This is a genomic window from Myxococcus sp. MISCRS1, assembly GCF_026626605.1.
GTDB classification, from domain to species: Bacteria; Myxococcota; Myxococcia; order Myxococcales; family Myxococcaceae; genus Myxococcus; species Myxococcus fulvus.
Map to the genome: position 1 here is coordinate 1544205 of NZ_JAPNKB010000001.1, position 23789 is coordinate 1567993.

General features: G+C 69.6%; 17 protein-coding genes. 10 read left to right on the forward strand and 7 right to left on the reverse strand.

Annotated elements, in window-relative coordinates; genetic code table 11:
- On the reverse strand, positions 1 to 5754 hold the full coding sequence (locus OWM54_RS05970) for an alpha-2-macroglobulin family protein (RefSeq protein ID WP_267696860.1): 5754 nt from the start codon (positions 5752 to 5754) through the stop codon (positions 1 to 3).
- Positions 5755 to 6005: 251 nt separating this feature from the next.
- On the opposite strand from OWM54_RS05970, the gene OWM54_RS05975 reads away from it, so the two are divergent.
- Entirely contained in the window at positions 6006 to 6719 is a 714-nt protein-coding gene (locus OWM54_RS05975; RefSeq protein WP_141330634.1) for an RNA methyltransferase, read from the forward strand.
- Here the strand turns inward: OWM54_RS05975 and OWM54_RS05980 are convergent.
- Together OWM54_RS05980 and OWM54_RS05985 are read right to left on the reverse strand one after the other, a co-directional pair.
- Positions 6716 to 6958 (reverse strand): hypothetical protein, encoded by a 243-nt coding sequence (locus tag OWM54_RS05980; protein WP_141330632.1) that lies wholly within the window; start codon positions 6956 to 6958, stop codon positions 6716 to 6718. The genes OWM54_RS05975 and OWM54_RS05980 overlap by 4 nt on opposite strands.
- A gap of 116 nt (positions 6959 to 7074) precedes the next feature.
- A complete protein-coding gene (locus OWM54_RS05985; protein ID WP_267696861.1) occupies positions 7075 to 8058 on the reverse strand; it encodes a DUF1028 domain-containing protein in 984 nt (327 codons plus the stop codon).
- A gap of 131 nt (positions 8059 to 8189) precedes the next feature.
- Here OWM54_RS05985 and OWM54_RS05990 point away from each other — a divergent pair, with 131 nt between their 5' ends.
- The 3 genes from OWM54_RS05990 (at position 8190) to OWM54_RS06000 (ending at position 11108) form a co-directional block, all read left to right on the forward strand.
- Entirely contained in the window at positions 8190 to 8402 is a 213-nt protein-coding gene (locus tag OWM54_RS05990) for a hypothetical protein (RefSeq protein ID WP_267696862.1), read from the forward strand.
- 136 nt (positions 8403 to 8538) lie between these two features.
- On the forward strand, positions 8539 to 10182 hold the full coding sequence (locus OWM54_RS05995; protein ID WP_267696863.1) for a sensor histidine kinase: 1644 nt from the start codon (positions 8539 to 8541) through the stop codon (positions 10180 to 10182).
- The gene (locus OWM54_RS06000) at positions 10179 to 11108 is read left to right on the forward strand and encodes a response regulator (protein WP_141330626.1); all 930 of its coding nucleotides are present in this window, start codon (positions 10179 to 10181) and stop codon (positions 11106 to 11108) included. The genes OWM54_RS05995 and OWM54_RS06000 overlap by 4 nt, the downstream gene beginning before the upstream one ends.
- 26 nt (positions 11109 to 11134) lie before the next feature.
- On the opposite strand, the gene OWM54_RS06005 is transcribed toward OWM54_RS06000, so the two are convergent.
- Positions 11135 to 11464, reverse strand: a complete 330-nt coding sequence (locus tag OWM54_RS06005; RefSeq protein ID WP_223783114.1) for a YnfA family protein — start codon at positions 11462 to 11464, stop codon at positions 11135 to 11137.
- A 90-nt stretch (positions 11465 to 11554) separates the two neighbouring features.
- Entirely contained in the window at positions 11555 to 12559 is a 1005-nt protein-coding gene (locus OWM54_RS06010) for an alpha/beta fold hydrolase (protein WP_267696864.1), read from the reverse strand.
- A 98-nt stretch (positions 12560 to 12657) separates the two neighbouring features.
- On the opposite strand from OWM54_RS06010, the gene OWM54_RS06015 reads away from it, so the two are divergent.
- From OWM54_RS06015 to sthA, 4 genes are all read left to right on the forward strand, one after another.
- Positions 12658 to 13458, forward strand: coding sequence for a pseudouridine synthase (locus tag OWM54_RS06015; RefSeq protein WP_223746568.1), 801 nt, complete (start codon positions 12658 to 12660; stop codon positions 13456 to 13458).
- 48 nt (positions 13459 to 13506) lie between these two features.
- Positions 13507 to 15336, forward strand: a complete 1830-nt coding sequence (locus OWM54_RS06020) for a right-handed parallel beta-helix repeat-containing protein (protein WP_267696865.1) — start codon at positions 13507 to 13509, stop codon at positions 15334 to 15336.
- 80 nt (positions 15337 to 15416) lie between these two features.
- Entirely contained in the window at positions 15417 to 17213 is a 1797-nt protein-coding gene (locus OWM54_RS06025) for a dienelactone hydrolase family protein (RefSeq protein WP_267696866.1), read from the forward strand.
- A gap of 43 nt (positions 17214 to 17256) precedes the next feature.
- The gene (gene sthA, locus OWM54_RS06030; RefSeq protein ID WP_223746565.1) at positions 17257 to 18663 is read left to right on the forward strand and encodes a Si-specific NAD(P)(+) transhydrogenase; all 1407 of its coding nucleotides are present in this window, start codon (positions 17257 to 17259) and stop codon (positions 18661 to 18663) included.
- A 6-nt stretch (positions 18664 to 18669) separates the two neighbouring features.
- Here the strand turns inward: sthA and OWM54_RS06035 are convergent, their stop codons facing one another.
- Both OWM54_RS06035 and OWM54_RS06040 read right to left on the reverse strand, forming a co-directional pair.
- On the reverse strand, positions 18670 to 19008 hold the full coding sequence (locus OWM54_RS06035; RefSeq protein WP_223746564.1) for a hypothetical protein: 339 nt from the start codon (positions 19006 to 19008) through the stop codon (positions 18670 to 18672).
- A 21-nt stretch (positions 19009 to 19029) separates the two neighbouring features.
- Positions 19030 to 19392 carry a nuclear transport factor 2 family protein gene (locus OWM54_RS06040; protein ID WP_267696867.1) on the reverse strand — a complete coding sequence of 121 codons (363 nt, stop codon included), beginning with the start codon at positions 19390 to 19392 and terminating at the stop codon, positions 19030 to 19032.
- Between the two features lie 213 nt (positions 19393 to 19605).
- Between OWM54_RS06040 and fusA the strand changes: the two genes are divergently transcribed.
- Both fusA and OWM54_RS06050 read left to right on the forward strand, forming a co-directional pair.
- The gene (gene fusA, locus OWM54_RS06045; protein ID WP_223746562.1) at positions 19606 to 21720 is read left to right on the forward strand and encodes an elongation factor G; all 2115 of its coding nucleotides are present in this window, start codon (positions 19606 to 19608) and stop codon (positions 21718 to 21720) included.
- A gap of 83 nt (positions 21721 to 21803) precedes the next feature.
- The gene (locus tag OWM54_RS06050) at positions 21804 to 23735 is read left to right on the forward strand and encodes an ABC-F family ATP-binding cassette domain-containing protein (protein ID WP_223746561.1); all 1932 of its coding nucleotides are present in this window, start codon (positions 21804 to 21806) and stop codon (positions 23733 to 23735) included.
- Positions 23736 to 23789: the final 54 nt, after the last annotated feature.

The following is a 23789-nucleotide window of genomic DNA, read 5'->3' on the forward strand; positions in this document are numbered from 1 at the left end:
TCAGAGGAGGTTGTCCTTCCACGGGCCGGACACCTGCACCGTGCCGCCCGCCTCGCGGGCCCACAGGCGAGGGTCGTACATCGCCTCGGCCTCCGCCGTGGGCAGCGTGAAGGCACCCGCCGTCACCGCGCGCACCGCGTAGACAATCTTCTTCGACTCGCGGGCCCCCAGCGCGCCGAAGACCTCCATGCGGTCATCCCGGATGTTGACGTAGTCCGGGGCCCACAGCGCGTCCGCCTGCACCCAGTCCACCGAGCCGCCCCGGCCCAGCCGCGCGTTCTCGATCTCCCAGCCCGCGGGCAGCCGGTCGACCAGCGCGATGTTCTGCACCCGCTCGGCCGTGGTGTTGGTCAGCTCCAGCTCCACGTAGACCAGCTGCGCGAGCGCCACCGGCGCGCTCTTCAGGTCCACCTCCGAGCCATCCTGGCCGCGGTACTTGCGGCTGAGCTTCAGCCCCTCGCCCCCCACGCGCGGCGGGCCATCCGAGCGCACGCCCTCGCTGCTCAGCACGAGGAACAGCGTGCCCGCGGACTTCCCCTTCAGGTCGAGCTGGAGGCTCTTGCGCTCGCTCGCGCGGGCCAGCGCCCAGGTGCGGTCCGAGGCGCGCGCGTCCTTGGCCTGCTTCGCCACCACCTCCTTGCCATCCACCGTCAGCGTCGGCGGGGTGAAGCTGGTGGCCGCGCCCTTGAGGCGCTTGCCCAGACCGGTGATGCCCCAGACCAGCTCCTGCGTCGTGTACCAGGAGCTGGGGCTCGAGCTCAGCGCGCTGGCGACCATGGCGGCCAGGGGCTCACCCGCGGCGTCGGTGCCGAAGAGGTCCTGGTAGGTGCTCAGCATGAAGCCGCGCCGGCGTCGGTCCGAGTAGAAGGACCAGCTGTTGCTCCGCTCCTCGGTGACGGGCGACAGGTCAGGGCTGCGCAGCTCCTTCTCATAGCGGCGGTCTCCGGCGAGCCACAGCGCCGCCTTGAGCATGTAGTCCTCCTCCCGCTGTTCGCCCTTGAGCGGGGCCTTCTTCGCGCTCTCCGCGAGGGCGTCCACCAGCTTCTGCACACGCGCCTTGCGGCCCTTGCCGGACAGCGCCAGCACGTAGTGCATGTAGGCCTCCGAGCTGCCGTGGTAGTCCCGGACGTTCGCGTTGCCCTCCAGGGTGTTGAGCGTGTTGCCCATCCACAGGAGCGCGTCGTCCAGCCGGTCCTGCGGGACGGGGAACTTCTGCTTCTGCGCGTCCAGGAGCATGTGCGTCGCGTACGCGGTGCCCCACAGCTGCGGCTCCGTCGCGCCCGGCCAGTAGCCGAAGCCTCCCGACGGCGTCTGCATGGACAGCACGCGGTTGATGCCCGAGAGCACCATGTCTCCCACGTCCCCGTGCTTCTTCAGCGTGGGGTCCACCTGGTCCACCAGCTCCGACACGAACAGCAGCGGCCGCGTGGAGGACGTCGTCTGCTCGATGCAGCCGTACGGGTACTGCACCAGGTACGACAGGTGCTGGAGCGACTGCGCATAGGGATTGGCCGTCACCCACAGCGTCGAGCGCTCCGTGGTGGGCACCCACCCCTGCAGGTGCTTGGAGACATCCGTCACGCCCTGCGCCAGCTCGATGCGCTGCACGCGGCGCTCGCGAGGGCCGGACGGCGACAGCGGCACGTCCAGCGTCTCCTTCGACGTGTAGCCGCCGCCCTCCACCACCACGCTCAACCGCGCGGCGCCCACCGACTGCACCGCGCGGGCCTGGAAGACGAACGTGGTGGACTTGCCGTCCTCCACGCGCGCGCGGCCCTCGCTCTTGCCGAGCAGTTGCAGCGGTGACGCCGTGTCCGCGGGAAGGCTGAGCCCGGGCACCGGCAGTGACTCCGCGGCCAGCGTCACCTTCACGTCCTGCGCCTTGCCGGACAGGTTGGTGACGAAGACGGGCACCTGGATCTCGTCGTTCTGCGTGAGGAAGCGCGGCAGCGTCGTCTGGAGCACCAGCGGGTCCCTGACCAGCACCTGCGCGCTGGCGCGGCCCATGCGCTTGGGCCCCGCCGTCACCGCCATCACCCGCACCGCGCCCCGGTACTGCGGGAGCTGGAACGGCAGGCGCAGCTTGCCGTTGGCCGGCACCGGCACCACGCCGCTCCACAGGGCCACGGGCTTGACGGGCTGCACGCGGCCCGCGGCGTCCCCTTCCGCGTCACCACCGGTGGAGCGCGAGCTGCCGCCCGGGGGGACCAGCAGCGTCCATCCGATGGTCTCGAAGGTGTCCACGCCCAGGGCGCGCTTGGTGAAGATGTCCTTGAGCGGGTCCGGGCTCTGGAAGCGCGTGAGGGAGAGGATGCCCTCGTCCACCACGGCCACGGTGGCGAAGGTGGCGCCCTCGAGCGCGCCCAGGTCCAGGTCCACGGTGAGCGTGTCGTTGGAGCGGACCTCCTTGGGCACGTTCAGCGTGACTTGCTGCGTGTAGTCCACCGGCTCCAGCACGACGCTGGCCACGCCGAAGGCGCGGTCGGGCATGAAGGCCTCGGCGGACTCGAGGTGCGGGTCCTTCACCAGGAAGGTGCTCACGTAGACGTTGGGCGCGAACTGCTTGGGCGTGAAGCTCCACGTCACCTCGCCCGGCTCCACGGCCTTCCACTCGGTGGCGAGGACGCGGTCGGTCTCCGCGGTGAAGAGGATGCGGCCCTTGTACGGCGCCTTGAGCTTCACGTTGATGGGCTTGCCGACGACGGCCTTCGCGGGCACGGCCACGTCCAGCGACGTGGGCTTGAGCGGACGCGGCGTCTGGTCGACGCGCGAGCCCTCGCCCCACCAGTAGTAGCGGCCCTCTCCCTCCAGCTCCAGGTCCGTCTGCGCGTTGCCGGAGCGCACGCGCACCAGGTAGCCCGCGGCGTCCGCGCCCGGCGTGACGGTGAGGTTGAAGCGGCCGTCCACCACCTTCACCGTGGCGCTGCCCTCGCGCAGCGGCCTCAGGTAGCGCTGGTAGCGGTCATAGCCCTCGCCCTCGTCGTAGTAGTAGCCGTACTCCTCCTCCAGCCGCACGTACTCCACCTGCACGGTGGCCGGCGCCAGCGACGAGGACGCGACGAGCTTCCCGTCCCAGTCCACCACCACGCCGTTCACCGTGAAGGGCTTGCCCGCCTTCACCTTGCCCACGCTGGCCTGCAGACCCACGTAGTAGCGCTCCGGGTGCACGGGCACGCTGGCCTCGTTCACCGTGGAGCGGCCGCTGCCGGACTCGAACACGCTCGCGAGCGCGCTCAGTCGCGCGGCCCCGCGCAGCCCGCCCATGGCCGCCAGCGCCGGGCAGTGGATGAGCGCCTGGCCCTTCGCGTCCAGCGCGCCCTTCGCCTGGCCCAGCGTCACGGGGCGCGGCTCCTTGCCGTCCTGGCGCCACAGGCCGTAGGTGAACTGCGCGTTCTGCTTCGGCTTGAAGTCGGACGGCACCAGCCGGCAGTTGAGCTCCACGGGGCTGCCCTCGGCCGAGCCGCCGAACAGGTACGCGGCCTCCACGGCGACGGGAATCTCCACGCCCTGCACGTAGCCGGGGGCCTCCGCGGTGGCCGTCACCTTCATGCGCTCGGGGACGAACTCCTCCACGTTGAGGCCGTAGGAGGCCACCTCGCGGTCGGCGACCTTCAGCGTGACGCGGTAGTGGCCCGTGTCCTGGAACGCCTCGAAGGGCACGTCGAGCGAGACCAGGCCCGCGTCGTTCGTCTTGAGCGGCACCTTCTTGAGCTCGCGCTCGCGCGGGTCCACCACCACCAGCTCCACCGGCATGCCCGTGGGCGGCGCCAGGTCATCCTGGCCGCGCAGCACGCCCGCGATGTGCGCGGTGTCGCCGGGGCGGTACACGCCGCGGTCGGACCAGAGCGAGGCGCGGTAGGCCTTCTCGGAGCGGTACGGCTCGCCCTGCACGTCGGAGTTGGCGATCTCCGTCTTGAGCTCGTTGTACTTGAGGTACGTCATCTCGTCGCCCTGGCGCGCGATGAGCGCGAAGGGCTGGCTGTCATCCACGCCGCCCGGGGGCACGTTGAGCACGCACCCGTCCGCGCCCTTGGTGACGCAGCGGCTGACGGCCTGGCCGCTCTTCTTCACCAGCGAGACCTCCACGCCGGACACCGGGTCGGTGCTCTCGATGCCGAGCGCCCAGACCCACACCTCGCCCGCGTCCTTCGAGCCCGGCGCGGGCCCGCCCCGCTTGGCCACGAGGCTCAGGTCGGTGAGCAGCACGCGCGTGGCGGCCGACAAGTCGTTGCGCCGGACGGAGACCTCCACCAGGCCCCGCGTCGACGCGGGCACCAGGCTCGCGACGTCCAGGTACGTGGTGGTGAGCGTGTCCGAGGCCGACTGGAGCGGCAGCGTCTTCTTCACCACGAGGTTGGACGTGCGCTCGTCCGCCGTCTCGCGCTGGTCATCGCTCATCCAGAAGATGAGGTTCTCCGGCGGGACGTTGCGGACGGTGAGCTCCACGGCGTCCAGGTTCAGGTGCTGCAGGGGCAGGTTGCGCCACGCGCCGCGCGGCAGGTAGCGCCCCGCGGAGGTGAAGGAGAGCTGCGACTGGCGCGCGGGGATGGACAGCTCCTGCTCGAAGTCCGCCAGCAGCGTGCCGCCGCCCACGGACGTGGTGCCCGCGTCGATGCGCAGCGTGTACGTGCCGCGCTTGAAGTCGCCGAAGATGCGGAAGCCCTGCCGCGTGGGCGCCACGGAGACCTTCACCGGGGGCGTCACGTGGATGGAGGCCTCCGCCGTGGCGTCGTCCAGCACGCAGCCCTTGTTGCCCGACTCCCAGTAGTACGAGTCGTACTCCTGATAGTAGCGGGGGCTGGCCGGCGCCTCCGCGGCCACGTCACGGCAGGCCACCTCGAGGTAGTGCCCGCTGCTACCCTCCTTCCGGTTGACGCCGGTGATGTCCATGCGCTGGCCGCCGTGCAGGACGAAGGTGGCCTCGGCCGAGGGGGCGAGCGCCTTCGCGTCGGACGCGGCGGCGAGGCCCTGCTTGAGGGTGAAGCGCAGCGCGGCGGAGGGCTTGAGGCCGGGGCTCGCGAGCTCCGCGGTGACGGCGTTCGACATGCCGGCGACCGAGCGCCACTTCACGTCGGAGATGGGCTGGGTGCCCACCAGGAACGTGCCCTTGCCGCGCATGGCGCTGGGGGACACCGGACCGGAGAAGACGACGTCCACCTCGATGCGGCTCTTGGCCAGGTCCAGCTGCTTGGGCTGGATGCGGAGGAACTGGAAGGTGGGCGTCTTGAAGACGTGCTTCCAGGCGTCGTCGGAGGGCGCCTTCACCACGCCCGCGTCGGTCTCCAGCGAGACGACCTTGACGGTGTACTCGGTGCCGAAGGCGAAGGCCTGACCGGACGAGGTGTTGAACGTCAGCGTGGAGGGCCCGCTCCAGGTCAGGTTCCCGGCCACCTGCGGCGAGATGGAGACGACGGTGCCCGGCTTCACCTCGTGGTCATCGGGGCGCAGCGGCCGCGCCAGCTCGATGACGATGGACTGGGGCAGCACGCTCACCGCGCCCTGGGGGCGGATGATGGGGGTGACGGCCTCCGGCTTGGGCGGCACCTTCACGACGGCGGCGGTCGTCCCCGCGTCACCGCCGGAGACCGCGGGCGGCGCCGTGGTGGTGTCCGGGGTGCTCGGCGAGGAGGTGGCGGGCTGCTGCTCGTCCTTCTTGCAGCCGGAGATGGAGATGCCCAGGAGCAGCGCGGCGACGAGCCAGCTGGCGCGTCTGGCGCGCGGTGGCGGATTGGAGACGACGGACTGCGGACCCATGTTTCCTCCGGAAGGTGCCTGCTGTTCTTCATGCGACGTGCCGACGGCGCACACGCCAGGAAGCTTGGGGAGTGCGGTCGAACGCCCACGGCCCGCACGCGTCCCCCACGCGTCCTCGGGCCCACAGGGTGTACGCGGAGCCACACTCCCGGTGGCCTCCGAGCACGCACCCAGCGGTCGATGGCGCCACGCTATAGGAGGGCCACGCATCGGGGTCAACGCCCCCAGGGAAGCGGGTATGGTGGTCCGGCATGGTGCTGCCCGTCCGTTTCGTCCTGATGCGTCCGCGCAACGCGGAGAACCTGGGTGCCGCTGCTCGGGCGCTGAAGAACTGCGGCCTGTCGGATTGGGTCTGGGTGACGCCCGAGGTGGAGGATTTGACGCCCGCGCGCCGGCTGGCGGTCCATGCCGAGGACGTTCTCGACGGCGCGCGTCGCGCGGACACGCTGGAGGAGGCCATCTCCGACTGCGTGTGGGTGGTGGGGACCAGCTCGCGCAAGGTGGAGGGCAAGCGGCGCCTGGCCCCCCGCGCGGTGGCGGAGGAGTGGGTGTCGCGCTCGACACAGGGCACGGTGGCCGTGGTCTTCGGGGATGAGCGCAGCGGGCTCACCAACGCGGAGGTGGAGCGGTGCCATGACCTGTCCGCGGTGCCCACCGCGCCGGAGCAGCCCTCCATCAACCTGGCGCAGGCGGTGCTGCTGTACGCCTATGAGGTCCGCGTGGCCACGCTGGAGGCGCACGCCCCGCCGCCCGGACCCCTGCCGGTGGCGGCGACGGACACGGAGCTGGCGCAGGTGGAGTCGACGTTGGAGGGCGTGCTGAAGTCGGGCGGGTTCCTCATCGACGAGCAGCCGGGGCGCACGGGCCTGCGGGACCTGTTCGCGCCGCTGCGGCGCTCACGGCTGACGCGCAAGGAGGCGCGGCTGTGGCTGGCCGCGCTGCACACGCTGCGCAAGCGAGGCTAGACGGAGCGGCGGTAGCGAGGGGTGGCGCGCGGGGACCTGGGGGGCGGCGTCTTGCGCTTGCGGGCGAGCGCCACGGCGACCCACGCGAACACGGCCGCGGCCAGCACGAGCAGCGCCACCCAGTACCAGTAGCTGTGTCCCGTGGAGCCCTCGGGAGAGACAGACACCTCCTGCGGCACCTGCGCCAGCGCGAAGAGCGGGACGGTCAATGCGGCAAGTGGAGCCTGGGCGTCACTCATGGGCATCCTCGTCCAGGTAACCTCTCCATCCTCGCGGGCCGCTACAAGCCATGGGGCTCGCCGGGTCCGCGAGGTGGCGTGCCCACCGCTCGGGTCCCTGCTCGGTGGGCGCGGGGCTACTTCGCGTTCTTCAAGCGCGCGAGGAGCTTGGGGTCATCGGGGAGCAGGCCGGCGGCGGGCAGGCGGGTGAGGAGTTCGCGCCAGCGCGGGTCGGCGGCGTAGGCGCGCTGGAGCAGCGGCAGGGCCTGGTCCACGCGGCCCACGCCCACGAGGGAGATGGCGTGCCAGAAGGTCATCTCCGCGTTGCCCGGCGCGAGCTTCTCCGCGGAGGCGTAGGCGGCGAGGGCCGCGTCGATGTCCTTGTGCTCCAGGGCGAGGTCACCTTCGTTCATGAAGTTGTAGGCGCGCTGGAGGGTGACGAGGCGGCGGAGCTCCTTGAGGGGCTCGGGGTGGTCGTCGACGCGCAGGTCGAAGCGGCGGTCCATCCAGGGGCGGCCCGAGGGCTTCGCGGAGACGATGATGAGGGCGGCGGACTGCTTGCCGCGCAGGTCTCCGCCCTGGGTTTCGGCGGCCTCGAGCGCGGCGAGCATGCGCTCGGCGAGGTCTCCCTTGGAGGCGCGATAGGCCTTGGCCATGGCGGGCCAGACGCTGTCCTTCTGCATCATGTTGGCCTGGACGGAGAAGCCCTCGCCCACGAGGTGTCCGGCGGCGGCGATGCAGCTCGAGCCCGTGTGCGCGGAGACGCGGCCCTGGGCATCCACCATGGCGACCTGGCGCACCTGGCTGGCGGAGTCGGCGGCGAGCAGGCCCTTGAGGGCATCCGGGGCTGGTCGGCCCGCGCGCATGAGGTCCAGGCCGAGACGGCCGTAGGACGGATCGACGAAGGACTGGGTGGCGACGGCGCCCACGCCGGCCTCGGCCCAGGGGACGGTGGCGCCCACGGAGAACCAGTGGGATTGCACGGCGACGCCCAGGTCTCCTGTCGCCGGGTCCCGGGCGACGATGGAGTAGGTGTTCACGGGGCGGCGCGGCACGGCGGGGGGCTCGGCGGCCGCTGTGTGGAGGGACAGGAGCGCGAGGCAGAGGGCGAGTCGGGACATGCGGGGACTCCCACGGAGGAGGGGCGCAGGCTGAGCGAGGGGGCGTGCGACCGCAAGGCCCGACGCGGCATGGGGCGCGACGGCAGCCTTACCTTCGAGGAAGTCCTGAACCCACGCGAGGAGGACGCAGCATGGACCACATGCCCTATGAGTCGATGGAGGTCGGTGACGAGGAGCCGGGACAGAACGGCCGGCGACGGAGTTCTCCCGAGGAGGAGGCACCGGGGCGTACGCCCAAGTCGGCGGAGGCGGGTGGGCTCGAGGAGGAGCGCCGGATGCCTCAGGAGGAGCCCGGGAAGACACCTGGGAGCGCCGAGGGCGAGGACCCGGCTCCGCGGAGGTAGCAAGGAGGGTGTTCTCTTCGTCGGGTGGTTCCGACCGAGGCTCCGTGGAACATCTAAGCGCGCGCCATGTCACGACGCTTGGCCGCGCAGCGATGGGTTCCTATGCTCCCGCGCTCCTACGCGGGGGCTGTGCTCGATGTCGTTCCTCGAGGAGTTTACGAGTCATCTTCAGTCGATCGACGGACGTAATGGGGACGTGCAGTTCCGCCATGAGTCCGTGGTCGTTCCTGCACTGGTCAGGAAGCAGTTACTGAATGCGCTGGAGAAACTCCGGGCCATCGACCCCAAGAAGAGGTTGGCCCTTGCCTCCACCACACTGGTGGACTCCCTCAACGGGAATACGTCGAATCCCCAAGCACGCTTGGCAACGTGGCAGGAGCAGGACCGCGTAGTTCGGTTCGCGAAGCAACTCGAGAAGCTCCTACGCGACAGCTTTGCCCAGGAGGCTTCGCCTCTTGAGGTCCAGGAGTTACTCTGCGTTGCCATCGAGCGCTGTAACAGAGTCCCCTCCGCGCTGAGCAGCGAGATTCTCACGCTGGAATTGGATCGCCTCTCACGCATCGCGCTCTCCCGGGTCTTCGAGACGGTGACTCGTCACTTTGAGCTTGAGCCCGAGATCTATGCGAATCAGATCCGAGCTGTCCGAACGACTGCCGGGAGAACCACGCTCACCTCGATAGGAAGGGTCTTTCTCGAACTGATGGGGCGCGAATCCATTCGATGGCTTCTTCACGTCGAAGCCGCTCAATCGATCGACTTTGCAGATCCTTGGCGAGTCAGTCCAGAAGTCGCGATGGCGCTCCTTGACGACGCAGGAGCAGAATTTCCGGCGCTGCACGACGCAGAGTTCCCCTTTCAATGGCGGGTGCTGCTTCGCCTGGAGAGTCTTGGTCTCATTTACGTTTTCCCCGACAGCCAGAAGACAACCTTCAGCATCACGCCTACGGGCGCAGACCTACTTGCCGAGATTGCTCAACGAAGAGAGTCGCCCATGTCGATTCTCTCGAGTTCTCTCATCGCGGACATGACACTTTCGGCTACCGAGTCGGCGACGCGACGTTCCTCAACAGGAGGAACAGACTCCGCTCGCTCCAGTACGGCAGCCGAGGCGACATCGCGCCAAGCCCGGTTGGTCGCGCATGAACTCCGAAACACGTTGGTCCCCGTCAAGACCGCGCTGAACGCCATGTATCGCGAGCTTCTGGTCGGGGCACCGAGCGAAGTCCTCGCCCGGCGACGTGACCGTATCGACCGAGGCATGGACGCAACATTTCGGTTCATCGAACAACTGGTGGATCTCTCGAATCTCGCGGCAACACCAGTCCAGCCCTTTGAACCAATGACTGCGATTCGTGATGTCCTCACCAGCCTCGAACAGGAGACCGGTTATGGCTTCAACGCGGTGCTGAGCCCATCCCTCCCCCCTGTCTCCGGGCATCGCGCACGAATGGTGATGGCGCTCGCGAACATCCTACGGAACGCGACCCAGGCCACGCTCAAGGGTGCCGCGGTCATCCAGGTCCATGCCGAGACCGTCGACGCGGCGAAGGCCATCCGCATCACCGTCGAGGACAACGGACCCGGCGTCCCGGAGCACATGCGGCGGGCCATCTTCGACGAAGGGGTGTCCCTCCGCCCCGGGGGCAGTGGACTGGGCCTTGCTCTCGTGCGCGAGGTGTTCGAAAAGGAGATGAAGGGGCTGGTTGCCTGTGACGCGTCGCCACTCGGTGGGGCACGCTTCATCGTCCGCATCCCCGTCACTGGCGCGGAGCCCCTATGAAACCGTCCGGAAGAATCCTCATCGTCGACGACTCACCGGACTTCCTCGACACGTACAGGACCATCCTGGACACGGAGGGCCACACCGTCGTCACCGTCGAGGACGCGAAGTCCGCGCTCGCCAAGCTCGACGAGCGAGGCTGGGACCTCGTCCTCCTCGACCGGAAGCTCCAGGGGCGCTCGGGCCCGGATACGGGCCTGGACCTCATGCGCGACATCCAGGCGCGAGCCCCCAGCGCCAAGGTCATCCTCGTCACCGGCGTCGCGGACGCGGAGTCCGTCGAGCGCGCCTTCTCCAGTGGCGCCTACGACTACCTGGAGAAGAACGCGTACCTCGAGGCCATCCTCAAGATCAAGGTGCGCAATGCCCTGGAAGGCGCCCGCGAGCGACGCATGGCCGCCCTCGCCAATGGGAAGCGCGAAGAGGCCATCCGGGAACTCTGGCGAAGCGTCCAGACCGAGGCAGACCCCCACCGGAAGGGGCAACAACTCGAGGACCTCGTGGCCCTGCTCTTCAAGTCGATTCCCGGCTTCGAGCGCACGGAGACGAACCGCAAGAGCCTCGACGAGCAGATCGACATCCTCATCCCCAACGACTCGGCGGATCCGTTCTGGCAGCAGTCCCAGTCCCAGTACTTCCTGGGGGAGTGCAAGCACTGGGCGAAGCCCGTCGGCCCGACCGAGCTCGACTCCTTCCGCCTCGACATCAAGCGCCGCTTCGGCCGTTGCAAGCTGGGGTTCTTCATCGCCATCGGCGGCTTCACCGATGGGTTCAAGACCCGGCTCGCGGCGTCACGCGAGGACGATGCGCTCATCGTGACACTCGACGCGGCGCAGCTTGGCGAGCTGGTGGAAACCCGGGACCGCAACGCGAAGCTCAAGGATCTACACACCCGCGCGCTCATGGCCAGCACCCGGGACACCTGAGCCAACGAAGCGCGCCACCCTGCCCCTCAACGTCGAGGGGCCAGGATGATGATGGCCATGCCAGCGATGGCGACGAGCGCGCCCACGACATCCCATGGGGTGGGCCGCTCCCCCTCGACGAGCCAGAGCCACGCGAGCGCCACGGCGATGTAGACGCCTCCATAGGCGGCGTAGGTCCGCGCGGCGCCTGTCGGATGCAGCGTCAGCAGCCACGCGAAGAGCGCGAGGCTCGCGGCCGCGGGGACCAGCCACCACACGGAGCGCCCCTGCCGCAGCCAGAGATAGGGCAGATAGCAGCCCACGATCTCGGCCAGCGCCGTGAGGATGAAGAGCCCGAAAGCGCGCGCGAACAACATGATGAATGAGTCCCTAGGCCAGGGCCTATGCCACGGGGACTCGTACCATGCCCCCGCGACGCTTGCTCCGAACGGCGCGAGGCCTCCAGCTCATTGACCCGAGCGATGCACCGCGTCCCGGATGGCGCCCCGGAGCGCGGCACCCGACGTAATCACCGCGGAGATGTGTCCCGCGTCCACGATGCGCAGCTCGCTTCCAGGCCAGTGCGCATGGAGCGCGCGTGCTTCCGCCAAGGGAACGAAGGCATCCCTCGCGCACGCCAGGATGACGGCGGCGCTCGGCTTCACGGGCGGCGGCAACAGGCGCGCGCTCGCCGCGTCCAGGATGGTCGCGAGCCGCGTCCTCGCCTCCGTCTCGTCCGGCGAGCCCGCCAGCCTCCTGAAGTCGATGGAGCGCGAGTGCACGCCCTTCGTGAACACCGGCGCCGGCGAGGCCCCCGCCGCGAGCGCCGCGACGCCCACCGGCTCCGGAATCGTCGCCGCCGTCAACGCCGCCATGTACCCACCCATGCTGTAGCCCGCGACCGCGACGCGCTCGTAGCCCTCGCGCCGCGCATGAGCCACCAGCGCCCTCGCCTCCTCGATGGACGCGATGTTCATCTGGAGCTGCTCGCTCACCGTGCGGATGTGCGGCCCCTTCTGCCCCAGCGCCCGCCGCGTCCCGTAATAGGGGTTCTCCAGCAGGAACAAATCCACCCCCTCCTCCACCAACGGCGCGAACAACCAACTCCGCAGCCGGAACCCCTCGTCCCGCGACGCCGCGAGCACCACACACGCGTCGCGCCCCCGCCCTCGCTCGGACGTCATCCATCGCACCGAGCCCAACCGCACCTCCGACGGCAACGCCACCCACGGCGAATCGAACGCCCCATCCCGGAACCTTCGACGCCCCGCCGCCTGCTCCGCGCCCCAGCGGACCTCCAGCGGCAACACCGTCGCCGCGAGCCGCCCCGACAACGGAGCCCCCGCGAAGGTCTCCTCATCCCCCCAGCCATCACAGAACAGCCGACGACTGGCCAGGGCGGCCATGAACGCATCCAACGGATGCATCCGTGATTCATCCCCGACAGACGGATTCCCGGCACGAGCGGTCATGTCCCCGACTCTACGCGGGCCAACGGCGTCACGGAGGCGCCACGCGCTCCAGGTGACGATGATATGACGCCCGACTCCATCGTCCCCTCTGGAAGCCCATGCCGCGCAAGCCCGACAAGACCAAGCCCCCGCAGCACCAACGATGGGAGGGCAAGGAGAAGCCGGACTGGCTGTCTCGCGCCCTCGCACGCGCGGGCGTGTTCCCCCAGAAGGAGGCCGAGGACGCCATCACCGCCGGACGCGTCACCATCAACGGCCGCGTCGCCAAGATGGCCCTCACCCCCGTCCCCCCCGGCGCCACCGTGCGCGTCGACGGAAGAGTCGTCCCGCTGTCCGCCCCCGCCACCCGGGTGCTCGCGTTCCACAAGCCCGCGGGCGTGCTGTCCTCCACCGTGTCGCAGCACCGCACCGGCACCGTGTTCGAAATCCTCCTCCGACAGCTCCCTCCCGAGCTCGCCGGCTACACGTGGCACGCGGTGGGCCGGCTCGACGTGGACTCCACGGGCCTGCTGCTCTTCACCAATGACGACAAGCTCGTCGCCCACGCCACGTCACCGGACACGCACCTGCCCAAGCGCTACGTGGCCACCGTCTTCAGCACCGCGGATGACGAGCGCGTGGAGCCGCTGCGCAAGGGCATGGTCCTCGACGACGGCCCCGCCCGCCCCGCCACCGTCCGCGTGCGCGACGAGAAGACCGTGGAGGTCACCCTCACCGAGGGCCGTCACCACCAGGTGAAGCGGATGCTCGGCGTCGTCGGCCTCCCCGTGCGCGCCCTCCACCGGGAAGCCGTGGGCGGCATCGAGCTCGACATCCCCGAGGGCACCTTCCGGCTCCTCACCGATGACGAGGTCCGCGAGGGCCTGCGCTACACGGGACGTACCGAGTCACCAGAATAGACACGCCCGAGCTCGCGGGATGTCTGCCCCTCGGCGCACAATCCGCGCATGAGCCCTCGCATCCTCCGGACGTGGTGTGGTGCCGCCGCGCTGCTGCTCAGCGTGGCCTGCGGTGACAGCGGTCACGACGACACCCGAGCCGACGCGGGGACGCATCCCCCCGACGGCTCCGTGCCCACCCCGGACGCTGGCGCACCCGACAGCGGCACACCCGAAGAGGACGGCGGCACGAATACCTCCCCGGATGGAGGCCCGAGCGGAGGCCCCGACGCCACCGTCCCCGGCGCCGTCACCCTCCCCTTCCCGACGCTGCAACACCTGACGGTGGAGTGGGCCTTCACCGGCGACGCCAACGCCAACGGCACCGTCGCCGTGCGCTTCCGCCCCGCGGGCTCCAGCACCTGGCGCAAGGCCCTGCCCCTGCGCCGAATCCCCGCCGGGAGCAACGAGGGCTTCTCCTGGGCCCAGCGACACTCCGGCAGCATCTTCGGGCTCCAGCCCGCGACGCAGTACGAGTTGGAGCTCACACTCGCCGACCCGGACGGCGGCGGCGCCGTGCGCACGGCGACAGCCACCACGCGCGCGGTCCCGGCGCCCATGGCGAACGCACCCGTCAAGGCCGTGACGCCCGCCACCTTCGCCAGCGTCGCCGCGAGCGCCCAGCCCGGAGACCTGCTCGAGCTCGGCAGCGGGACGTACACCGGCTTCGACTGGTCGCGCAGCGGCACGGAGGGCAAGCCCATCGTCCTGCGAGGCACGTCGGGCACCGTCATCAACGGCCCCGTCAACCTGTTCAACCAGAACCACGTGCACTTCGACCGGCTCACCATCAACGGCCGCCTGCGCTTCAACGGGACGAAGAACTTCGCCCTCACCCGCTCCACCATCAACGCCACCTCCGCGAACGGCGGCGATGCGGTCGTCACCTTCCTGCGCGCGGAGAGCGCGTACATCGCCGACAACGTCGTGACGGGCATCACCCCGTGGGCGGAGTCCTCGCTCGGCGTCAATGGCAACAACCAGGGCGAGGGCATCTGCGTCACGGGGCCTGGACACGTCATCCAGAACAACCGCGTCACCGGCTTCCGCGACGGCATCTCCTTCATGGAGGACGACGCCGCGGTGGACCAGTACAGCATCGACGTGCTCGACAACGACCTCATCGGCAACGCGGACGACGGCGTCGAGGCGGACTTCTGCGCCCACAACTGCCGCATCGTCGGCAACCGCCTCACCAACAACTTCATCGCCCTGTCGTCCCAGCCGAGCCTGGGCGGGCCGACGTACTTCGTCCGCAACGCCGTCTACAACGCGGTGCACATCGCCTTCAAACTCTACCGGGGCAGCTCGGGCGACGTGCTCCTGCACAACACCGTGGTGAAGCACGGTGACGGCTTCGGCATCACCGCGACCACGCCCGTGGCCCGGCTCCACGCTCGCAACAACCTGTTCATCGGCGGGCCCGGAGGAACTTTCAACGGCTACAGCAGCGGCAGCGCCCAGGGCAGCGTCCTCCACCTCCCCTCGCTCACCACGGCGAACGCCGACCTGGACCACGACGGCTATGGCTCCACCTCCGGCACCTTCAACGCCAACTGGGGCGGCACGCGCATCACCTCCCTGAACGACTTGCGCGCCAACACCACCGAGAAGCACGCCGTCCAGGTGGACCTCGGGGTCTTCGCCGCGACCGTCGCCTACCCGGCGTCCCCCATGACGCTGTACGCCGCGCCCGACCTGCGTCCTCGCGCGGGCTCCATCGTGGAGAACGCCGGCACGCCGCTCGACAACATCACGGACGGCCACGCCGGCTCGGCCCCGGACCTCGGCGCCCTCGAGGTCGGCGCCCCCATCCCCACCTACGGCCCACGCCCCTGAGGACTTGCGCTCGCGCCAGGAGCGCTCAGACTCGCGAGGGCCCCACCCTTCACGGGGCCCTCTCACAGTCGAGGCGTTCCATGTCCGGGTCTCGCCCCTCGTCGTGGTGTCAGCGCGTCCTCCTGCTGGCCCTCTTCATCACGCTCCCCGTCGCGGCCGCGCCCGCGCCGGAGCCGGCCACGCTGCTCGCCGAGCTGCGCGAGGTGACGAAGCATGACGCCACCGCGCCGCTCGACGTGAAGAAGGTCCGCGAGCAGAAGCGCGGAGACGTCACGGTGACGGAGCTGACCTATGCCAGCCCCAAGGGCGGACGCGTCCCCGCCTTCCTCGTCACCCCACCGGGCCCAGGTCCCTTCGCGGGGCTCGTGTTCCTGCACTGGGGTCAGGGCTCGAAGAACGAGTTCCTCGACGAGGCGCTCTCCCTCGCGCGCTCCGGCGTGGTGTCGCTGCTCGTCGATGCGCCGCACGTGAGGCCCGAGCCCTGGCGCGGCTCGCTCCGGGGCGCGGCGCTGTACCCCACGCACCTCCAGACGCTGCTCGACATGCGGCGCGGCGTGGACCTGCTCGTCAGCCGTCCCGAGGTCGACGCGAACCGGCTCGGCTTCGTGGGCCACAGCATGGGCGCCATGGTGGGTGGAGCGCTGGCTGGCGTCGAAGCCCGCGTGCGCGCCTTCGTGCTGATGAACGGCGTGGGCGACTACTCCAAGAGCATCCTCACGCTGGAGCGAGAGAACGAGAAGAAGCTCGCCGACGCGATGTCCGAGCCGGACTTCGCCGTGTTCGCCCGGAAGATGGCGGCCCTCGACGGCGTGGTCGGTGTCGGCGCCGCGAGTCCCCGCGCCCTGCTCTTCCAGTACGGCCGCTCGGACCCGTGGGTCACGCCCGAGCAGGTCCGCGCCTTCATCGACGCGGGCACCGAGCCCAAGCTCGCCCGGTTCTACGAAGGCGCGCATGAGCTGGGTGACGCCGCGCGAAGGGACCGCGCCCAGTGGCTGCGCATGCACCTGGGCTTCGGCGAGGTGCCCTCCTACGGCCCGCCCATGTTCTTTGCGCCCGCGCTGCCCGCGTCCCTGGACACGCCGGTGCCCGAGTGGGCCAAGGCCCGCCCCGTCCTCACCATCCCCGGAATGGAGGAGGTCCAGGTGCGCCGGGGACTGACGTACACGCGCATGGGCAACCGCGACTACAAGCTGGACCTCTACATCCCGGATGCCATCTCCCAGGGCCCCGTCCCCGTGATCGTGCTGGCCCACGGGATGATGCACCCGGGCCTCACGCCCTTCGTGAGGGACCTGCCCGCCTTCGCCGGACAGGCGCGCTGGGTGGCCGCGCACGGCTACGCGGTGGCGCTGGTGGAGCTCGGCTCACCGGCCACCGGCGCGGAGCCCGCCCAGTGGTACACGCGCGTCGCGGACCTCCAGAAGCGCCTCGACTCGGCGCTGGCCTTCGTGCGCAAGCAGGCCGCCACCGAGAAGCTCGACGCGAGCCGCGTCTGCCTGATGACAATGTCCGCGGGCGGGCTCTGGGGCCTGTCGCCCGCGCTGCGCAAGGAGTCTCCCGCCTGGCTGCGCTGCGCGGTGGCGTGGTACCCCTTGCTCGACGCTCCGGGCGTGAGCCCCTCGCCGCTCTCTGCCCTGAAGGCCACCCACGCGAAGAAGGTGCCGCCCCTGCTCGTGCTGCGCGCGGGCCAGGATGCGCCGGCGCTCAACGCCGCGCTCGATGACTTCGTGAAGGAGGCCCGGACGCGAGGTGCGCCCCTCACACTGCTGGAGCTGCCCGAGGGCCACCACGGCTTCGAGCTCACGGACGACGTCGAGAGCGCTCGGGAGCTGATGCGGCAGACCGCCCTCTTCCTCGAGGAGCACCTGACACGGTGAGTTCGCTTCAAAGGGTGCGTGGGGTCGCGTAGTTTGGGGTCCTATGAGGGACTTCGACCTGGTGGTGATTGGCTCCGGCCCGGCCGGTGAGTGGGGGGCGGTGCAGGCGGCGCTGGCGGGCAAGCGCGTGGCGGTGGTGGAGCGTGAGCCCGTGCTGGGTGGAACCGCAGCCAACACCGGGACGCTGCCGTCCAAGACGCTGCGCGAGACGTCGCTGCACCTGTCCGGCCTCAAGGCGCGAGGCCTCTACAGCGTGGAGACGACGCTGCGCCACGAGGCCACCGTCTCCGACTTCCTCTACCGCGAGCGCCGCGTGAAGGGCATGGAGCGCGAGCGCATCGCCCACAACCTGGAGCGCCACGGCATCCAGGTGTTCCAGGGCAACGGCACGCTCCTGGACGAGCACACCGTCGTGGTGCGCCGCGCGGGCGCCGACGACGTGCGCCTCACGGGCGCCTTCATCCTCGTCGCCACCGGCTCCAAGCCCTACCGGCCTCCGCTGTACCCCTTCGGCGACGTGCGCGTGCACGACTCGGACGAGGTGCTGGAGATCGGCCAGCTGCCCAAATCCCTCGTCGTGGTGGGCGGCGGCGTCATCGGCTGTGAGTACGCGTGCATGTTCGCCGCGCTCGGCATCCCCGTGACGCTGGTGGAGGTGAAGCAGGAGCTCCTGTCCTTCCTCGACGACGAGTTCTCCGCGCTGCTCGCCCAGCGCATGGAGGCGCTCGGCATCCGCCTGCGCTTCGGCCAGACGGTGGAGAAGGTGGACGTGCCCGCCGCGTGCGAGGTCCCCATCCGCCTGACGCTGTCCTCGGGTGAAGAGGTCTCCGCGGACCAGGTGCTGGTGGCCTCGGGCCGCTCGGCGAACACGGACGGCCTGGGGCTCTCCGAGCTGGGCGTGAAGCTGGGCTCCCGGGGACAGGTGGAGGTGGGCCCGGGCTTCCAGACCGCGGTGCCGCACATCTACGCGGTGGGAGACGTCATCGGCTTCCCCGCCCTGGCCTCCACCTCCATGGACCAGGCGCGCGTCGCGGTGGAGCACGCCTTCTGCCTGGGGGGCCCCCTGGCCATCGCCACCGTGCTGCCCTACGGCATCTACACCATCCCCGAGGTCTCCACGGCGGGCGAGACGGAGGAGGGCCTGCGCGCCAAGGGCATCCCCTACGTGGCCGGCCGCGCGCGCTTCGCCACCAACCCGCGCGGGCAGATCATCGGCGAGACGCACGGCCTCCTGAAGCTGCTCTTCCACCGCGAGAGCCTCAAGCTGCTGGGCGTGCACGTGCTCGGCGAGCAGGCCTCGGAGCTGGTGCACATCGGCCTGGTGGCCATGCTCACCGGCTCCACCGCGCGGCTCTTCCTGGAGACGTGCTTCAACTACCCGACGCTGTCGGAGGCCTACAAGTCGGCCACCTTCGACGCGATGGACCGCCTCAAGCGCGGCCTCGTCTGAGCGCGCTCAGCGGCGCTGGGACTTCGGCGCCGCGCCAGCCCCCTTCAGGCTGCCCACGGTGAGCCCCGACGGGCCCGGCGCCGCGCGGTGGACGTCATCCGCCGAGGCCCGGGCCAGCGAGGACTCGGGGGACTCGCCCGCGGCGGAGCGCCCGCCGCCCTTGCCGCTGGCGCCGCGCAACAGCTCCCGCGCGCGCTCCCAGCGGACCTTCTCCTCCGCCATCAGTCGCGTCAGCTCCTCGCGGGCCTGGGGGTCCTCGAGGCCCGCCGCCGCGGCGGCCACCTTGTCCAGGAACGGGAGCAGGTAGCCGAAGTCCTTGTCGAAGGCGCTGGGGTTCGTCGCCATGAGGGCACCCTATCCCGGTCTTCAGCCGTGGTACACGCGCGAGGCGACGATGCGTCCACCCTTCACCTCCAGCACCTCCGCCACCGGCATGGGCTCCTCGCCGGGCGCGTGCCGCAGGTACTCCATGAAGACGCGCTCGCCGTCCGCCGTCAGCGCCGTCTCCTCGTAGCGCAGGCCAGGCAGCCGGGCGATGGCCTCCCGCCACCACTTCGCCAGGGCCGGCCGGCCCACCAGCTTCCCGCCCGTCTCCGGGTGCAGGAGCCTGATCTTGGGCGAGGTGTGCGTGCAGGCCTCGGCGTACAGCGCCACCAGCCCCTCCACGTCATGCGCGTTGAAGGCGGCCAGCCAGGCCCGGGCCACGGAGAAGTTTTCGCTCGCGCTCATGGTTCAGAAACCCTCGGAAGAATTCGGTGACAGTCTCTCGACAGCGAGAGTCCAAGCCGCCTCTTATATAAGGTAGGGCCTAGATTGTAGGACAAGGTAGGAGTATTGGACTCCACCGTCATGCGGATTTGGCTGGAAACCAAGTCCCGTGGGAAGTAAGGGCCCCGCCTGCTCTGTTCCGTCAGGCACATTCAAGAAAAGAAGGACCGGATCGTGGCCGCCAACGCACCCATCGAGAAGATTCGTAACATCGGTATCTCCGCCCACATCGACTCGGGCAAGACGACGCTCTCCGAGCGCATCCTGTTCTATACGGGCAAGATCCATGAGATCCACGAGGTCCGCGGCAAGGACGGCGTGGGCGCGATCATGGACTCGATGGACCTGGAGCGTGAGAAGGGCATCACCATCCAGTCGGCCGCGACGTACGCGATGTGGGGCGACTTCAACATCAACCTCATCGACACGCCGGGACACGTGGACTTCACCATCGAGGTGGAGCGCTCCCTGCGCGTGCTGGACGGCGCCATCCTGGTGCTCTGCTCGGTGTCCGGCGTGCAGTCGCAGTCGATCACGGTCGACCGGCAGATGAAGCGCTACCGCGTTCCGCGCATCGCGTTCGTCAACAAGATGGACCGCGCCGGCGCGAACTATGACCGCGTGGCCGCGCAGCTGAAGGAGAAGCTGTCGCACCACCCCGTCAAGCTGCAGATGCCCATCGGCGGCGAGGACCGCTTCGAGGGTCTGATCGACCTCATCCAGATGAAGGCGTTCTACTTCGACGGTGAGAACGGCGAGAAGATCCGCGAGGAGGAGATCCCCGCGAACATGCTGGAGGACGCGAAGGAGCGCCGCCAGCAGATGATCGAGGGCGTGGCCGAGGTCGACGACCAGCTCGGCGAGCTGTTCCTGTCGGACGCCGCCATCCCGAACGACGCCATCATCGCCGCCGTCCGCCGGGCCACCATCGGCCTGAAGATGACGCCCGTGATGTGTGGCTCCGCCTACAAGAACAAGGGCGTGCAGCTGCTGCTCAACGCCGTGTGTAACTTCCTCCCGAACCCCAAGGAGGCGACCAACAAGGCGCTGGACCAGAAGAACAACGAGGCGGAGGTCATCCTCGAGTCGGACCCGGAGAAGCCCTTCGTCGGTCTGGCGTTCAAGCTGGAGGACGGCCGCTACGGGCAGCTGACGTACATGCGCGTCTACCAGGGCCGCGTCACCAAGGGCGACTTCATCGTCAACCAGGTGAACCAGAAGAAGGTCAAGGTGCCGCGCATCGTGCGCATGCACTCCAGCCAGATGAACGACATCAACGACGCGACGGCCGGCGACATCGTCGCGCTGTTCGGCATCGAGTGCGCCTCCGGCGACACGTTCACCGACGGCTCGGTGAACTACACGATGACGTCCATGCACGTCCCGGACGCGGTGATTTCGCTCGCCGTGGAGCCCAAGGACCGCTCGGCGCTGCAGAACTTCTCCAAGGCGCTCAACCGCTTCACGAAGGAAGACCCCACCTTCCGCGTGCACCGCGATGAGGAGTCCGGGCAGACCATCATCCGCGGCATGGGTGAGCTGCACCTGGAGATCTACATCGAGCGCATGAAGCGCGAGTACCAGTGCGAGGTGAAGGCCGGCAAGCCGCAGGTGGCGTACCGCGAGACCATCAGCCAGAAGGGCGAGTTCGCCTACACGCACAAGAAGCAGACCGGTGGTTCCGGTCAGTTCGCGCGCGTGTGCGGCTACATCGAGCCCCTGCCCTCGGACGCGGTGCAGCAGTACGAGTTCGTGGATGACATCGTCGGTGGCTCGATTCCGCGCGAGTTCATCCCCGCGTGCGACAAGGGCTTCGCCGAGGCCGTCAAGAAGGGCAGCCTCATCGGCTTCCCCGTCGTCGGTGTGCGCGTGGTCATCAACGACGGCGCGTTCCACGCGGTCGACTCGTCCGAAATGGCGTTCAAGACGGCCGCCATCATGGGCTTCCGCGAGGGCTACGCCGCCGCCAAGCCCATCATCCTCGAGCCGATGATGAAGGTGGAGGTCACGGCGCCCGAGGACTTCCAGGGCTCCGTCGTCGGCCAGCTCAACCAGCGCCGCGGCACCATCCTCTCCACGGAGACCGCCGAGGGCTACGTGACGGCGGTGGCCGAGGTTCCGCTGAACACGATGTTCGGCTACTCCACGGACCTTCGCTCCGCGACGCAGGGCAAGGGCGAGTTCACGATGGAGTTCGCCAAGTACACGCCGGTGCCGCGCAACGAGTCCGAGGCCCTGATGGCCGCGTACAAGGAGAAGCTCGCGGCCGAGCAGGCGGCGCGCAAGTAGTCCGCGCCTCCCAGGCGTCCAGGTTGTAAGGAAGGCGCTCCTCTTCAGTGAGGGGCGCCTTTCGCCTTTTCGGGAGACTCACCGTGACGCTGCTCCGTGCCGCCAACGTCCAGCTCAGCTTCGGCAGCCGCACCGTGTTCGAAGGCCTCACCGTCACCATCGAAGAGGGTGAGCGGGTGGGCCTGGTCGGCGTCAACGGCTCGGGCAAGACGTCGCTGATGAAGATATTGGCGGGCGCGGCCAGGCCGGACACGGGGGAGCTGCAGCTGCGCCGTGGAGCCCGGGTCACCTACCTGCCCCAGGAGCCGGAGTTCGCGGAGGGCGCCACGGTGGCCTCCGAGCTGTCCGTGGCCCAGGGGCCGCTGCGCGAGGCGCTGGCGGCCCAGGCGGAGCTGGCGAAGAAGCTGGAGTCCTCGCCCCCGGAGGCCCACGAGAAGCTGATGGAGCAGCTGGCGGCGCTGTCGGACCGCATCGAGCAGCTGGGCGGCTGGGACACCGAGCACCACGCGAAGACGCTGCTGGACCGGCTGGGCGTGAAGGACTGGGACCGGCCGGTGGCGCAGCTGTCGGGCGGTCTTCGCAAGCGCGTGGCCATCGCCCGGGCGCTGCTCACGCGGCCGGACATGCTGCTGCTCGACGAGCCCACCAACCACCTGGACGCGGACACGGTGGACTGGCTGGAGGAGGAGCTGGACAAGCTGCCCGGGGCGCTGCTGCTCGTCACGCACGACCGCTACTTCCTGGACGGGCTGGTGGACCGCATCGTCGAGATCCAGCCGGGCGCGGGCGTCACGTCGTACCCGGGCAACTACCAGGCGTACCTGGAGCAGAAGCTGGTGGCGCAGGAGAACGCCGAGGTCGCCCAGCACAAGCGCGAGCGGTGGATTGCGCAGGAAGTGGCGTGGCTGCGCCGCGGGCCCGAGGCGCGGCGAACCAAGAGCAAGGCGCGCATCGAGCGGGCGCAGAAGCTGATGGCGGAGAAGGGCTTCCAGCGCCCCAAGGTGGCGGACCTGCGGGTCATCGCCGCGCCCCGGCTGGGCCACACCGTCATCGAGTCCGAGGGGCTGACGAAGGCCTTCGGCGCGCGCAAGGTGCTCGACGGCGTGGACTTCCGGCTGCAGCGCGGTGAGCGCGTGGGCCTGGTCGGCCCCAACGGCGTGGGCAAGACGACCTTCCTGCGCGTGCTGTTGGGCGAGCTGCCCCCGGACGGCGGCAAGCTCGTCATCGGGAAGAACACGAAGGTGGCGTACTACGACCAGAACCGGGCGCAGCTGGATCCGGAGATGACGGTGTACGACGCGGCCTCGCAGGGCGAGGACTGGGTGGACCTGGGAGACCAGAAGGTCGCGCTGCGCGACTACCTGGACGACCTGCTCTTCCCGGTGCCCATGCAGCGGATGCGGGTGAAGGCGCTGTCGGGCGGCGAGCGCAACCGGTTGCTGCTGGCGCGGCTGTTCCTGGAGGGCGCCAACGTGCTGGTGCTGGACGAGCCGACGAACGACCTGGACATCGTCACGCTCAACGTCCTGGAGCGGCTGCTGCTGGACTTCGGGGGCAGCACGCTGCTCGTGACGCACGACCGCTACTTCCTCGACAAGGTGGCCACGAGCATCGTGACGTTCGACGGCAACGGCCGCGTCACGCGCTACGAGGGCAACTACACGATGTACCGGCGGCTCAAGGAGCAGTCGGACGCCATGGCCGCCGCGGAGGCCGCCAAGGCCGCGCCGAAGAAGGTCGAGCCCGTCGCCCCCGCCCCCGCGCCGAAGGCCGCGAAGAAGCCGGGCAAGCTCTCCTACAAGGACCAGCGCGAGCTGGACGGCATGGAGGCCGCGATTGAAGCGGCCGAGACGCGCAAGGCGGAGCTGGAGGCACAGCTGGCCGACCCGACCATCTACAGCAAGAGCGGCAAGGTGGCGGAGGTCCAGAAGGAGCTGGACGCCGCCGTCGCCGAGGTCGACCGGCTCTACACCCGGTGGCAGGTCCTCCAGGACCTCGCGGGCACTGGGGCTTAGTCACCCCATCTGCCGGCGCGCGAAGTCCGCCCTTGAATCCAGGGGCTCCCGTGC